Consider the following 13,658-nt stretch of genomic DNA (forward strand, 5'->3'; position numbering starts at 1 on the left):
GGTGATGCGATGCCGGCGAGCGAACGCGAAAAGATGGCGGCAGGCGTATGGTATTGCTGCCTCGATGACGAGCTCGATCTCTTGCGCCGGCAGGCGCGTGCCGCGGTCCACGCGCATAACACGCTGCCGCCGGACGAGCGTGGCGCCGTCGCGCCGGCCCTGAGGGCGCTCTTTACGCAGGCTGCATCCGATATCTTCATCGAAGCGCCGTTTCACTGCTCCTACGGCATCAATATCATTCTCGGCGAACGCGTCTATTTCAATGCCGGCTGCATGATTCTTGATTCCGGCCGCGTGAGCATCGGCGACCGCAGCATGTTCGGCCCGGGCGTGCAGATCTATTGCGCCGAGCATCACAAGGATGCAGCACTTCGCAGCACAGGCATCGAGATCGCCCGGCCGGTCGTCATCGGCAGTGACGTCTGGATCGGCGGCAGCGCTGTCATCCTCGGCGGCATCACCATCGGCGACGGTGCGATCGTCGGCGCCGGTGCGGTGGTGACGAGGGATGTGCCGGCCGGCGCAACCGTGGTCGGCAATCCAGCCCGCATCCGCTAGAGCAATTCCAGCAAAAGTGCATAGCGATTTTGCGTCTGGAATTGTGTGAAAACAAAGAGATAGAGCATTTCCGTGATTCGGAGAAAAACGGAAATGCTCTAACGCCGGCAAGGCCGCCATTCCGCGATGACCTCGCCACCTCGACAGCAACGAAAAGCTCCGCTAGATCAGAAGGCGAAACGGGGGGAAATCATGAGCGAGCGAACTTTACCCATGGAAGGCGGCTGCCGTTGCGGCCAAGTGCGGTTGAAGATCAGCGCCCCGCCGCTGCTCACCATGGCCTGCCATTGCACGGGGTGCCAGAAGATGACCGCGAGCGCCTATTCGCTGAGCGCCGCCATCCCGAGCGAAGGCTTCGAGGTCACCAAAGGCGAGCCGGTCATCGGCGGCCTGCACGGCCTGACCAAGCATTATTTCTGCCCGCACTGCATGAGCTGGATGTTCACTCGGTCGGAAGACATGGACTGGTTCGTCAATCTCCGCGTGACCATGCTCGACGACCCCAGCTGGTTCACGCCCTTCATCGAGACCTGGACGAGCGAGAAGCTGTCCTTCGCCGAGACTGGCGCGGTGTACAGCTATGAGGCGCTGCCTGAGATGGACGCGTATGAAGGGCTGGTGAAGGAGTATATGGGCAGGGGATAAGTCAAAACTGCCTGTATTTCGCAAATGGCAAGCCATGCTTCGCGACATACTCATTTTGCTCCGCGATCGCCTCGGCGTTTTCAATTCGCCAAAGTCTTTCGCGTTCTTCGCGAGGCAGCGTTTCATCATCGCTTGTTTTTTGATCGAAGGTCGGAGCTTTGCAGTCCTTTTCGATCTTGGAATCAGTGTTTGCACCCTTCACCGATCCCGGTTTGCCAGTCGTTCGGCTTTCATCGTTCATCGCAGAATCCCCCTCGGAGATAACTGTTGACGGCCTAACCACTTCTCTTTCTTCATGCTCGGGCCTGTCCCGAGCATCTGCAGCCGTTTGATATGTAGCAGATCCTCGGCACAAGGCCGAGGATGACGGCGAACAAAGAGCGAGGCTCGTCAACATCTAAGGAGACCTACGTCTCCTCGTCAAAAGAAGCTCCGCAAAAACCTATTCGTCGCCCATCTTCAACGCTGCGATAAACGCTTCCTGCGGAATCTCCACCTTGCCGAACTGGCGCATGCGCTTCTTGCCGGCCTTCTGCTTGTCGAGCAGCTTGCGCTTGCGGGTGGCGTCGCCGCCGTAGCATTTCGCGGTCACGTCCTTGCGCAGCGCCGAGATCGTCTCGCGGGCAATGACGTTGCCACCGATCGCCGCCTGGATCGGGATCTTGAACATGTGCTTCGGGATCAGCTCCTTGAGCTTCTCGCACATGTCGCGGCCGCGCTTTTCAGCAGCCGTCCGGTGCACCATCATCGACAGCGCGTCGACCGGTTCGCCGTTGACGAGGATCGACATCTTCACGAGGTTGCCCTCGCGGTGGTCAGTCAGCGTATAGTCGAAGGAGGCATAACCCTTCGAGATCGACTTCAGCCGGTCGTAGAAATCGAACACGACTTCGTTGAGCGGCAGGTCGTAGGTCAGCATTGCGCGCGTGCCGACATAGGTGAGCTCGATCTGGATGCCGCGCCGATCCTGGCAGAGCTTCAGGATGCTGCCGAGATAATCGTCGGGCGTCAGGATCGTCGCGCGGATCCACGGCTCGTGGATTTCCGAGATCTTGACGACATCGGGCATGTCGGCCGGATTGTGCAGCTCGCGCTCGGAGCCGTCGGTCATGTACATCTTGTAGACGACCGAGGGTGCGGTGGCGATGAGGTCGAGGTCGAACTCGCGCTCCAGCCGTTCCTGGATGATTTCGAGATGCAGCAGGCCGAGGAAGCCGCAGCGGAAACCGAAGCCGAGGGCCGCCGATGACTCCATTTCGAAGGAGAAGGAGGCGTCGTTGAGGCGAAGCTTGCCCATGGCGGCGCGCAGATCCTCGAAATCGGCGGCATCGACCGGGAAGAGGCCGCAAAACACCACCGGCTGCGCCGGCTTGAAGCCCGGCAGCGCCTGGGCCGTCGGCCGCTTGTCCTCGGTGATCGTATCGCCGACGCGGGTATCGGCCACTTCCTTGATCGAAGCGGTGATGAAGCCGATCTCGCCGGGGCCGAGGCGGTCGATATTGACCATCTTCGGCGTCAGCACGCCGACGCGCTCCACCTGGTATTTCGCATCGGTGCCCATCATCCGCACCGTCTGGCCCTTGGTCAGCACGCCGTCGATGACGCGGACCAGAACCATGACGCCGAGATAGGCGTCGTACCAGCTGTCGACGAGCAGCGCCTTCAGCGGCGCCTTCTCGCCGCCGGAGCTCTTCGGCGCCGGCAGCTTGTGGACGATCGCTTCCAGCACGTCGGGAATGCCGAGGCCGGTCTTTGCCGAAATCAGCACCGCCTCCGAAGCGTCGATGCCGATCACTTCCTCGATCTGCTCCTTGATGCGGTCGGGTTCGGCCGCCGGCAGGTCGATCTTGTTGAGGACGGTGACGATCTCGTGATTGTTGTCGATCGCCTGGTAAACGTTGGCGAGCGTCTGCGCTTCGACGCCCTGGCTGGCATCGACGACGAGCAGCGAGCCCTCGCAGGCCGACAGCGACCGCGAGACTTCATAGGCGAAGTCGACGTGGCCGGGCGTGTCGATCAGGTTGAGAATGTATTTCTCGCCGTTGTTCGCCTGGTAGTGCAGGCGCACGGTCTGCGCCTTGATGGTGATGCCGCGCTCGCGCTCGATATCCATATTGTCGAGCACCTGCTCGGACATTTCGCGCTCGGCAAGACCGCCCGTCGTCTGGATCAGGCGGTCGGCCAGCGTCGATTTGCCGTGGTCGATATGGGCCACGATCGAAAAGTTGCGGATATGGGACAGCGGAGTGGTGGAATTGGTGCTCATGCGCGCCATATAGCAGCGCCGCCCCCTGCCGCAAAGCGGTAATTATCCCGCTGTTTACGCTATTTCGTCCTGTGTCGGGCGTCTATCAGACCGGCCACGTCTCCAGCCGCCAGGCCGAATCCCAGAACATCCATTCATATTGCGAGGCGCGCACGAAGACATCGGTCATTTGCGCCCGTTCCACCGGCGATGCGGCGCGGGCGGCGATGTCGGTCAGCGCGATCACTTCGCGGGCACCGGCGGCAAATTGCGGATCGCCATAGGTGTTGATCCAGGCCTGGAAGGCATTGCCCTCGATAACAGGCCGGTTCTTGATCGCTTCGCCGACATGCCAGTAGATCCAGAAGCAGGGAAGGATGGAAGACAGCGCCACCGCGTAGGAGCTGTGATAGGCGGTGGCAAGCAGGAAGTTCGTATAGGCAAAGCCGGCAGGCGAGGGCTCAGCTGACGTGACGTCGGCGGAACTGATGCCGAATTGGGTGAGGAAGCCTGCATGCAGGCCCTGCTCGACGGTGATCGCCTTCTGCGCCGAACCGAGGAAGCGCAGGACCTGCGCATTGTCGGGTGCCTTGGCCGCGACGATCGCAAGGCATCGCGCATAATGCTTCAGATAAAGCGCATCCTGCAGGATGTAATGGCGGAAAACCTCGGGCGGCAAGGTGCCGTCCGAAAGCCGTTGCAGCAGCGGCAAGGCCTCGATTTCAGCCATGATCGGCGCGATCCTGTCCCAGGCGGCAGCCGTGAAGCTTCCCGTCGGTTCCGTGCTCTGCGTGCTGGCGTCCATCACTCTCTCCTCGGATTACGCCGCCATATATGGACGGCGCAGCGGCGAAAGCAAGGCGCGTTTGGCCGCTTTTCGTAGCCACTTGATTCCATCATCGGATAATGTATTTCTCTTATAGTAGAATCATGGAGCTGGAAAATGGAACCGGAACTCGAACAGGCGATCGGCATCCGCATCCGCACGCTGCGGCAGGAAAAGGCTCTGACGCTCGATGATCTTGCTGCGGCCTCCGGCGTCAGCCGGGCGATGATCTCGCGCATCGAGCGGGCGGAGGCGAGCCCGACCGCTTCGCTGCTGGCAAGGATCTGCGCAGCACTTGGCCTGTCGCTGTCGGTCTTCTTTGCGGAAGAGGGGCAGGCCTCGCCGCTCGCCCGGAGGCAGGAACAGCAGGTCTGGCGCGATCCGGAAACCGGTTATCTCAGACGCTCTGTTTCACCCCCGGGCACGGCTTCCGATGTCGATATCGTCGAGGTCGAATTCCCGGCAGGCGCCCGCGTCAGCTTCCCCCCGCATGCGAGCGCCCATGGCATGACGCAGCATATCTGGCTGTTCGACGGCGAGCTGGAGATGACGGCGGCTGAGACCGTCTACCGGCTGCGCCCGGGCGATTGCCTCTTCATGCCGGTCGGCGAGGGTCACGTCTTCCACAATCCCGGCAATATGCCGGCGCGATATTGCGTCGTGCTCGATCGCGGCGGCCGATAACAGCTTTCATTTCAGGAGAACAGCATGCCTGCTATTCGTAACCTTTCCGCCGAAGAGGCCCGCGCTGCCATTCCGGCCCTTTCGGAGGTGCTTGTCGATTGCGTCGCTGGCGGCGCCTCCGTCGGCTTCATGCAGCCCTATGGGCCTGAGGATGCCGAGCCCTATTGGCGCGATGTCGCCGATGCCGTCGCCGCGGGCGGCAATCTGCTGCTGGTCGCCGAACTCGACGGCAGGATCGTCGGCACGGTGCAGGTGGGTGCGGCGCAGATGCCGAACCAGCCGCATCGCGGCGATCTGAAGAAGCTGCTGGTGCACCGCTCCGCCCGCGGCAAGGGGCTCGCCCGGCTGCTGATGGATGCTGCTGAGCGTGAGGCGGCAAGCCGTGGCAAGACCCTGCTCGTGCTCGACACCGCAACCGGCAGCGATGCCGAGGCGATCTATCCGCGCCTGGGCTGGCAGCGCGTCGGCGTTATCCCCGATTATGCGCTGTGGCCGGAAGGCGGCTTCTGCGCCACCACCCTGTTCTACAAGCGGCTCGCCTGATTGCGCCCGGCTCGCTCAGGCCGGCCGGGCGAAGACCGGAAGCGCGCCGCCAAGCGTCGCGCCCTCCGTCCATTGCGCCGCATTCCAGCCGAACTGCCGCGCCGCTTCGATATTTTCGGCCATATCGTCGATGAAAGCGATCTCGCCGGGCAGCACGCCGGCCCGCTCGGTCGCCAGCCGGAAGAAATCGGGAGAAGGCTTGCGGTGCCCGAGTGCTGCGGAATAGATGATATCGTCGAAATGCGCGTTAAGGCCGATCTGCTCCATCAGGTAGCGCGCCCGCCTATGCTCCTGGTTGGTCGCCAGCAGGAGAGTGATGCCGCTTTGCCTGAGAGCAGCGAGTTCTTCCAGCAGATTGCGGTCGAGACGGGAATCGTTTTCGAACCAGTAGTCGATCAGTGTTTCGGCGCTGAGGTGGGGTGCGATCTTTGCGAGCACGTCGGCGAGCCGCGGTTCCAGCGCCTCGCGGCCGATGATGATATCGCCCCAATGGGTCTGGAAGAATTCCTGCTGCAGCAGGTCGAGGCGCAGGCCGAGATCGCGCTCAAGGTAGGTGAAGAGAGGCAGGCCATCGGTCGGACGACCATGAATGAGCACGCCGTCGACATCGACCATCAGCACTTTCATGCGGAAAATTTCCTCATTCTCAAAACACCGGCGAAGGTGGCGTCATTATTCCAGACGATCAAGAGCCCGTGCCGCTTTTTTGTCGGGGCCGAGCCGTGTAAATCTCCATTGTCAATCAAGGGCAGGATCTGAAATGCGCGTCATCTATTCCGAGGATCACAAGCTGCGCGATGCCAGGACCGAGCTGCACGCCGGTCAGCTGGTGACGCCCTTCGAGGCGCCGTTCCGCGCCGAATGGATCCTGGCGGCGGTCAAGGAGGCGGGCTTTGCCGACGTGGTGGCACCGGATGTGCACGGGTTGGAAACGGCTCGAAAAGTGCATGATCCCGCCTATCTGGATTTCCTCGCCACCGTCTGGGACCGCTGGGTGGCGGCCGGTTTCACCGGCGAGGCGATCGCCAATTCCTTCGCCGTTCGCCGCACCAGCCAGCGCGTGCCCGACAATATCGTCGGCGCGATCGGCCATTACGCCAATGCCGCCGACACCTCGATCACCAAGGGTTCCTACGAGGCGGCAATCGCTTCGATGCGCTGCGCGATCACAGGCGCCGACTGGCTGAATGCCGGCAATCGCTTCGCCTTCGCGCTCTGCCGCCCGCCCGGCCACCATGCCGGCATCGATCTCTTCGGCGGCTATTGCTTCATCAACAATTCGGGCGTCGCGGCGCAGCGGCTGCTCGACCGCGGTGCGAGGAAAGTCGCGGTGCTGGATGTCGATTTCCACCATGGCAACGGCACGCAGGATCTGTTCTATCGCCGCAGCGATGTCTTCACCGCATCGCTGCACGGCGATCCCATGCATGCCTTTCCCTATTTCCTCGGCCATGCCGACGAGGAAGGCGAGGGCGAGGGTGCAGGCGCCAACCGCAACTATCCGATGCTGCCAGGCACGCCTTGGGATATCTGGTCTTCGGCCCTTGCCGATGCGCTCACCCGCATCAAGGCCTTCGGCGCCGAGGCGATCGTCGTGGCCCTCGGCGTCGACACTTTCGAGCGCGATCCGATCTCCTTCTTCAGCCTCACCTCGGACGATTTCACGCGCATGGGCGCGATGATATCAGCCGCCGGCCTGCCGGTGCTTGCCTGCATGGAGGGCGGCTACGGTGTGCCGGAGATCGGCCTCAACGTCGCCAACGTCCTCAAAGGTCTGGAAGCCTGATCCCTGCCGATGACCGACGAGACCGTTCCATCCGATATCCCGACATCACGCATGCTGAGCTGGGCGCGCAACTCCGCTATCTATCGCCTGGAGCGGCGGATGATGACGGAAAAGCAGCTGTTTGACGCCATCACCCGCAAGGCGAAGGAGAAATTCGAGGAAATCAGCGCGGCGCAACTCAAGGCCATCGCCGATTTCGCGGTCAAATTTGCCTCTGACAACAAGGTGCTCGACGACAGCGCCTATGCGGAGATCAGCACGCGCTCTGCCGTGCGCGGCGGTAAATCGAAGCGCGCGATCGCCCAGAAGCTTGCTGCCAAGGGCGTCTCCAGCGACAAGGTAGAGGCGGCGCTTGAGGAGGCAGACGATCTCTATGCGGCAGCTATATTTGCCCGCAAGCGCGCCTTCGGCCCCTTCCGGAGGGTCGAGCTCGACGAAAAGCGAAAGGCGAAAGAGCTTTCGGCTTTCGCCCGCAACGGCTTCAGCTTCGACATCGGCAGGAAGATCTTCGACATGAGCTTCGAAGATGCCGAAGAGGTCATCCTTGCCGGCCGATCTGCGGCGCCTCAGCATCAGCGCTCTTGATCCCGGCATGAAAAGTTTGAATTTGGTTCTCACCCGTCTTCGGCCTAGAACCGCACCAGGATCGGGGGCCACATGGACATCAAGAATATCGAGACCGGGACGGACGGCGCAGCCTTGATTGCGCAGCCGGGCATATCGCCGACTTCGGGCGGTTTGGCCGCCGGTGTCGCCATGTGCCTGATGTCGATGTCGTCGATCCAGTTCGGTGCGGCACTGTCTTCGTCAGCCATTGCGACCTATGGCGTTGCCGGCGCTACCTGGCTGCGGCTCGCTTTCGCGGCAATCATCCTTGCCGCCGTCGTCAGGCCTTCGGTGCTGCGTTATAGCGGCGCCCAATGGCGGGCGACGTTGCTGCTCGGCACGACGACGGCTGCCATGACGCTGTGCTTCTTCGCGGCGATCCAGCGGCTGCCGCTCGGCCTGGCGATCGCCATCGATTTCCTCGGGCCGCTCTCGGTCGCCGTCTTCGGCTATGGCCTGAGCTGGCGGCTTACCTGGCCGTTGATCGCTGCGGCCGGTATTCTCTTCCTCGCCCATGACGGCGAAGGCTGGGTCGGCAATTCCTCAGGCGTCCTCTTCGCCCTCGGCTCGGCTGTGGGATGGGCGGTCTATATCCTGCTGACGAAGAAGGTTGGCGCTGCCTTCAAGGGGCTGGAAGGTCTCTCCATGTCGCTGATCGTTGCCGGCCTCGTCGCGACACCTTTCGGTCTGGCCGAGACGGGGGGCGCCTTCACGGTGGAGGGACTGGTGGAGGTTCTCGGCCTTGCCATCCTTGTGCCGCTCTTGCCCTATGCGCTGGAGATGGTGGCTCTGCGGCGCATGCCGTCGGCATCCTTCGGCATCCTGATGAGCCTCGAACCGGCGCTCGGCGCGCTGGCCGGCTTTCTGATCTTGGCCCAGCCGATGACCGCGCTGCAGATGCTGGGTACCGCGCTCGTGGTGGCGGCCAGCGCCGGTGCCACCGCCTCGGCGGCGAAGACCTAGAAAGGTGTCAGCGTTTTTCGGGGAACACCGTCTCTACAAGATGGGTCAGGCGGGTTTGCGCGCGGGATCGTCGAGTGCCGGATTGTAGAACAGCGACAGCGTCAGGCTCTTGGCGATCCGTTCGGCCGTCGCCATGAACCAGGCCTTGGCCTCCGGCGTTGGCGCGATATCATCGAGCGTCGCGGCAAACAGCGACAGCCACTTGGGAAAGAGATCGGGTGTCAGGTTTTGGACACCCGTATGCGCTTGCACCGGCTTGCCGCCATAGGCGCCGCTGCGGAAGGCGACGGCCGACCAGAAGCTCTTCATCTTCGTCATATGCTCCGGCCAGCGGCCGGACAGCTTGGCGTCGAACACCGGGCCAAGATCGGGATGCGTTAGCACGCGCGCGTAAAAGGTCTCGACCAGCCTGTCGATGAAGGCCGCGTCGACGCCCATCTCCCGCATCTCGGCCTCCGCCCTTTCGCGGATCGCCGCGACATGAGCAGGGCGGCCCTGAATGTCATTGTCCATTCCAAAACCCCGGCGCCGCGTGATGCGGCGCCCTCTCATATAGGTGTTTATCGCAGCGCGCCAAAGTCGTGCGTGCCCGCTTGCGGCAATCTGTCAGCAGCCTGCCCCGCGCACTTGACCGTTACCGCCTCCTTATTTAGATTTAGAATAATTCTAAAAATTGGAGAAGGTCATGCTGGCGCGGTTTTTCAGATCCTCGAAACGATCGTTTGGATCGCTGACCGAGCAGGAGATTCTCGCCCTGGCGATCGCCTCCGAGGAAGACGATGCCCGCATCTATCTTGCCTATGCCGACAGGCTGCGCCGCGAATTTCCGGCCTCGGCCAAGGTCTTCGAGGATATGGCCGAGGTCGAGGATACGCATCGCAAGTCGTTGATCGAGATTCATCGCCAGCGTTTCGGCGAGCGCATCCCGCTGATCCGGCGCGAGCATGTGCAGGGCTTCTACGAGCGCAAGCCCGACTGGCTCAGGGCAAACCTTTCGCTGGATGCGATGCGGCAGGAAACCGAGGCGATGGAGGAGCAGGCCTATCGTTTCTATGTCGAGGCGGCAAAACGGACCTCGGACGCCTCGACGCGTGAGCTTCTCGGCGATCTCGCCCTCGCCGAACAGGGGCATGAGGATATCGCCCGCATGCTGGGCGACAAACATACGCCCGAAGACGTCAAGCACGACGAGGACGCGACGGTGCATCGGCAATTCGTGCTGACATATGTGCAGCCGGGTCTTGCCGGACTGATGGACGGCTCGGTCTCGACCCTGGCGCCGATCTTCGCTGCCGCCTTTGCCACGCAGGATACCTGGCAGACCTTTCTCGTCGGTCTTTCGGCCTCTGTCGGCGCCGGCATCTCGATGGGCTTCACCGAAGCCGCCCATGACGACGGCAAGATCTCCGGCAGAGGCTCGCCGGTCAAGCGCGGCCTTGCCTGCGGCATCATGACGGCGCTCGGCGGCCTCGGCCACGCACTGCCTTATCTGATCCCGCACTTCTGGACGGCGACGATCACCGCCGCCGTCGTCGTCTTCTTCGAACTCTGGGCAATCGCCTTCATCCAGAACCGCTACATGGAAACCCCCTTCCTGCGCGCTGCCTTCCAGGTGGTGCTGGGTGGCGGCTTGGTGCTCGGCGCGGGGATTTTGATTGGGAATGGGTGAGGCGCGGTCGGCGAAGCCGAGCAATCGATCCAGTGAATCGATTGCAGCGACGAACGCCCTGAGCCCAAAGCGAAGGGCCGGGAGACGGTGCGGCACATTTCTCCCCAGCGGGGAGAAGATGTCCGAAGGACAGATGAGGGGGGTGAGGAGCGGTAGCGACGAACGCCTTGAGCGCAGCGAGAGGCAAGTAACGGCGGACAACTCGCCTCTAAAACTGACCTGGCGCGAACGGAGAGACGCAAAAACAAAAAGGCCGGCAAACCGCCGGCCTTTCCACATTCTCTATTGCAACCCTTACCGCAGCGCGCCGACCAGGACGTCGCGGCCGTTCTCGATGGTGACCCAGCGGCCGGCATTGTAGCTCGACTGGCGCTTGACGAAGGAATAGGGGGTCCCGAACCACGGCTTGACGTCGGCGGCGAGGTTGTCGAGCACGAAATCGCCCTCGGCGGTGCGCAGCGTCAGCACCGCATGGCCTTCACCATCAGGCTTGCGCACGACGGTCATCAGCAGGTCGGCAGCCGAAAAGCCGCGCTGGATCAGCATGCGGCGCTTCAAGAGCGCGAAATCTTCGCAGTCGCCGGCGGTGGTCGGATAGGCCCAGACCTCATCCTTGCCGTAGATTTCCTTGTCGGTCATCGGCGTGATCGTGCGATTGACCGTGGCGTTGACCGAACGCACGAGCGACCACTTCCCCGGGTTCATGGCGACCGGGCCTGCATTGCGGTTTGCGCCGCATTCACTGCGGTGGATCTGACAGAAATCGTAGTGGCCGATCGGCTGTGAAGTGGCATTGCCCGTTACCATTGAAGCATTTCTGCTTGGGGCCGGTATGGCGGCCGTCGCCATCGCAAACACGGCCATCATGGCCACAAAGATACCCTTGATCCGCACGCCCGCTCTTTCCTTGCATCGCCCCTTATTTATTAACAAAGTGTTAATGGAGAGGGCCCAAAAGAGTCAATCGTTACTTCTTGGGGGGACCTTACGACTCGCCGACATGGTTAAAATGCAACGGGTTGGGGACCTGCATCAGGCGAATTTATCCGCCTCTGCCGTTCAAGTGGGCATCTGCCTATTTGTTGATGAACGGATGATACCTTTGACGGCACTCAGGAGAAGAGCGATATCGCCGGGGCGCGAAAGGCGATGGTCGCCGTCGCGGACGAAGGTCAGCACCACGTCGTCGGCGGGAAGATGTTCGACCAGTTTCATCGCATGCGCATGCGGCACATCGGCGTCTTTCATGCCCTGGAGAATATGCACCGGGCAGCCGGTTTCGATGATGCCGTCGAGCACCCGGTTCTTTCGACCGTCCTCGATCAGCGCCCGCGTATAGATGTTGGGTTCCGGGCTGTATTGCGAACGCTCTTCGAAATAGCCGCGCTCGGCCAGCGACTTCAGCTCTTTGGCCTTGAGGTTGGGCTCGATCAGCTCCGAGGTGAAATCGGGGGCCGGTGCGATCAGCACCATCCCTGCGAGCTTTGGCCCTGCGAGCTTCGGGCCGCCCTGCCGCGCAAGCTCCTGCGCCAGCCTGAGCGCGATCCAGCCGCCCATCGACGAGCCGACGAAGATCACCCGATCGGGGGCGACATGACGGATGACGGCCAGCGCCTCCTCCAGCCAGCGCGAGATCGTGCCGTCGCCGAAGCTGCCGCCGGAAAGTCCGTGGCCGGAATAGTCGAAGCGGATGCAGGCGAGCCCAAGTTCCGCCGCCAGCCCATCGAGTTCCACCGCCTTGGTGCCGCTCATGTCGGAGCGGTAGCCGGACAGCCAGACAAGCGCCAGCGCGCCATTGCCGGCTTGCGCCGGGCGGACGAGCATGGCGATCTCACGCGCCGCTTCGCCCTCGCCGACCGTCAGGAACTGCGGTGCGGAATCGGGCATCTGATCGGACATCGGCGAAACTCCTGTTGTTTTGGCCTATAAAACAGATTCTTGGCAGGCTGACAGCGGGTGATTTTTCCGCTAAAGGATGATATTGACTCCGTTGCAGCGATGACGCGACACGTTTGTGCCCCTAATCGGGAGCGCGATGCTGCAACGTTCCGAAAACAACGCGAGGAGAATACGACCATTCGCAGACCTTTTAAAACCGATGCGCCCGTGAAGGACGGACCGCGCTCGAACCGTGAAATCCGCATTCCCAAAGTTCAGCTGATCGGAGCTGATGGACAGAATGTCGGCATCGTGCCCACCGACCAGGCTTTGAAAATGGCGGAAGAAGCCGGCCTCGATCTCGTCGAAATTTCCCCCAATGTCGAACCGCCGGTGTGCAAGATCCTCGATCTGGGCAAGCTGAAATATGCTAACCAGAAGAAGGCTGCCGAGGCGCGCAAGAAGCAGAAGATCGTCGAAGTCAAAGAAATCAAGATGCGCCCGAACATCGACACCCATGATTATGAGGTGAAGATGAAGGCGATGGGTCGCTTCTTCGACGAAGGCGACAAGGTCAAGGTGACGCTGAAGTTCCGCGGTCGTGAAATGGCCCACCAGGAACTCGGCATGAAGCTTCTGCAGCAGGTCAAGGCCGATACGATCGAGTTCGCCAAGGTCGAAGCTGAACCCAAGCTCGAAGGCCGCCAGATGATGATGGTGCTGGCGCCGAAATAAGCGCCAGGCAGTTTTTCGCCCAAGGCCGTCCGCAAGGGCGGCTTTTGTGCTTTCTGCCGGTGTATTTTGGGATGCGCGAAGATTCCTCCGCCGCCCCGTTGCACTTTCATGACGCCGCGGTTATAAGCGCGCGTCCGAACTGACCGGCAGGGCATGCCGTGGCAGTTTCGAATGCTTGCGGAACGGTTCGTCGCCGATGCCGCAGATCAACAACAAACGCTCCCGCACCTTGTTGCGATGGCCGGAGAACCGGACTTCGCGGGAAGGGCTTTTTGATAAAGCGCGCAGGGAGGACAGAAGGAGTAGCAAAATGCCCAAGATGAAGACGAAGTCCTCGGCCAAGAAGCGGTTCAAGATCACCGCGTCAGGCAAGGTCAAGGCTGCCGCTGCCGGCAAGCGCCATGGCATGATCAAGCGTTCCAACAAGTTCATTCGCGATGCACGTGGCACCATGGTTCTCGCAGAACCGGATGGCCGCAAGGTTATCAAGAATTACCTGCCGAACGGTCTCTGAGACTCG

General features: G+C 61.8%; 17 protein-coding genes. 10 read left to right on the top strand and 7 right to left on the bottom strand.

Going from position 1 to position 13,658, the window contains the following annotated elements; translation table 11 throughout:
- The first annotated feature begins 9 nt into the window (after positions 1-9).
- Positions 10-558, top strand: coding sequence for a sugar O-acetyltransferase (locus HX898_RS08585; RefSeq protein ID WP_180194443.1), 549 nt, complete (start codon positions 10-12; stop codon positions 556-558).
- Between the two features lie 192 nt (positions 559-750).
- Positions 751-1,203, top strand: a complete 453-nt coding sequence (locus tag HX898_RS08590; protein ID WP_138332182.1) for a GFA family protein — start codon at positions 751-753, stop codon at positions 1,201-1,203.
- Position 1,204: 1 nt separating this feature from the next.
- Here the strand turns inward: HX898_RS08590 and HX898_RS08595 are convergent, their stop codons facing one another.
- From HX898_RS08595 to tenA, 3 genes are all read right to left on the bottom strand, one after another.
- Complete coding sequence (locus HX898_RS08595) at positions 1,205-1,444, bottom strand: type II toxin-antitoxin system CcdA family antitoxin (protein WP_032992288.1); 240 nt, start codon at positions 1,442-1,444, stop codon at positions 1,205-1,207.
- Between the two features lie 201 nt (positions 1,445-1,645).
- The gene (lepA, locus tag HX898_RS08600) at positions 1,646-3,478 is read right to left on the bottom strand and encodes a translation elongation factor 4 (RefSeq protein WP_180194444.1); all 1,833 of its coding nucleotides are present in this window, start codon (positions 3,476-3,478) and stop codon (positions 1,646-1,648) included.
- Positions 3,479-3,554: 76 nt separating this feature from the next.
- Positions 3,555-4,253, bottom strand: coding sequence for a thiaminase II (gene tenA, locus HX898_RS08605; protein ID WP_138388430.1), 699 nt, complete (start codon positions 4,251-4,253; stop codon positions 3,555-3,557).
- Positions 4,254-4,391: 138 nt separating this feature from the next.
- On the opposite strand from tenA, the gene HX898_RS08610 reads away from it, so the two are divergent.
- The gene (locus tag HX898_RS08610) at positions 4,392-4,958 is read left to right on the top strand and encodes an XRE family transcriptional regulator (protein ID WP_168314699.1); all 567 of its coding nucleotides are present in this window, start codon (positions 4,392-4,394) and stop codon (positions 4,956-4,958) included.
- A 24-nt stretch (positions 4,959-4,982) separates the two neighbouring features.
- On the top strand, positions 4,983-5,501 hold the full coding sequence (locus HX898_RS08615) for a GNAT family N-acetyltransferase (RefSeq protein WP_180194445.1): 519 nt from the start codon (positions 4,983-4,985) through the stop codon (positions 5,499-5,501).
- A 15-nt stretch (positions 5,502-5,516) separates the two neighbouring features.
- Here HX898_RS08615 and HX898_RS08620 read toward each other — a convergent pair whose 3' ends face one another.
- Positions 5,517-6,128, bottom strand: a complete 612-nt coding sequence (locus HX898_RS08620; protein ID WP_180194446.1) for an HAD-IA family hydrolase — start codon at positions 6,126-6,128, stop codon at positions 5,517-5,519.
- Between the two features lie 133 nt (positions 6,129-6,261).
- On the opposite strand from HX898_RS08620, the gene HX898_RS08625 reads away from it, so the two are divergent.
- The 3 genes from HX898_RS08625 (at position 6,262) to HX898_RS08635 (ending at position 8,856) form a co-directional block, all read left to right on the top strand.
- On the top strand, positions 6,262-7,287 hold the full coding sequence (locus HX898_RS08625; RefSeq protein ID WP_180194447.1) for a histone deacetylase family protein: 1,026 nt from the start codon (positions 6,262-6,264) through the stop codon (positions 7,285-7,287).
- Positions 7,288-7,296: 9 nt separating this feature from the next.
- On the top strand, positions 7,297-7,872 hold the full coding sequence (gene recX, locus HX898_RS08630; RefSeq protein WP_180194448.1) for a recombination regulator RecX: 576 nt from the start codon (positions 7,297-7,299) through the stop codon (positions 7,870-7,872).
- Between the two features lie 72 nt (positions 7,873-7,944).
- The gene (locus tag HX898_RS08635) at positions 7,945-8,856 is read left to right on the top strand and encodes an EamA family transporter (protein ID WP_138388426.1); all 912 of its coding nucleotides are present in this window, start codon (positions 7,945-7,947) and stop codon (positions 8,854-8,856) included.
- A gap of 45 nt (positions 8,857-8,901) precedes the next feature.
- Here the strand turns inward: HX898_RS08635 and HX898_RS08640 are convergent, their stop codons facing one another.
- Positions 8,902-9,369, bottom strand: coding sequence for a truncated hemoglobin (locus HX898_RS08640; RefSeq protein WP_138388425.1), 468 nt, complete (start codon positions 9,367-9,369; stop codon positions 8,902-8,904).
- A 172-nt stretch (positions 9,370-9,541) separates the two neighbouring features.
- Here HX898_RS08640 and mbfA point away from each other — a divergent pair, with 172 nt between their 5' ends.
- Entirely contained in the window at positions 9,542-10,525 is a 984-nt protein-coding gene (gene mbfA, locus HX898_RS08645) for an iron exporter MbfA (protein WP_138388424.1), read from the top strand.
- Between the two features lie 294 nt (positions 10,526-10,819).
- Here the strand turns inward: mbfA and HX898_RS08650 are convergent, their stop codons facing one another.
- Together HX898_RS08650 and HX898_RS08655 are read right to left on the bottom strand one after the other, a co-directional pair.
- Positions 10,820-11,419, bottom strand: a complete 600-nt coding sequence (locus tag HX898_RS08650; protein ID WP_062941438.1) for a transglutaminase-like cysteine peptidase — start codon at positions 11,417-11,419, stop codon at positions 10,820-10,822.
- A 165-nt stretch (positions 11,420-11,584) separates the two neighbouring features.
- Complete coding sequence (locus tag HX898_RS08655) at positions 11,585-12,424, bottom strand: alpha/beta hydrolase (RefSeq protein ID WP_180194449.1); 840 nt, start codon at positions 12,422-12,424, stop codon at positions 11,585-11,587.
- Between the two features lie 177 nt (positions 12,425-12,601).
- On the opposite strand from HX898_RS08655, the gene infC reads away from it, so the two are divergent.
- A complete protein-coding gene (gene infC / locus HX898_RS08660) occupies positions 12,602-13,138 on the top strand; it encodes a translation initiation factor IF-3 (RefSeq protein ID WP_072640862.1) in 537 nt (178 codons plus the stop codon).
- A 310-nt stretch (positions 13,139-13,448) separates the two neighbouring features.
- The gene (gene rpmI / locus HX898_RS08665; RefSeq protein WP_012759782.1) at positions 13,449-13,652 is read left to right on the top strand and encodes a 50S ribosomal protein L35; all 204 of its coding nucleotides are present in this window, start codon (positions 13,449-13,451) and stop codon (positions 13,650-13,652) included.
- The last annotated feature ends 6 nt before the right edge of the window (positions 13,653-13,658 follow it).

Source organism: Rhizobium sp. WYCCWR 11128, assembly GCF_013416305.1.
Classification (GTDB): Bacteria; Pseudomonadota; Alphaproteobacteria; order Rhizobiales; family Rhizobiaceae; genus Rhizobium; species Rhizobium indicum.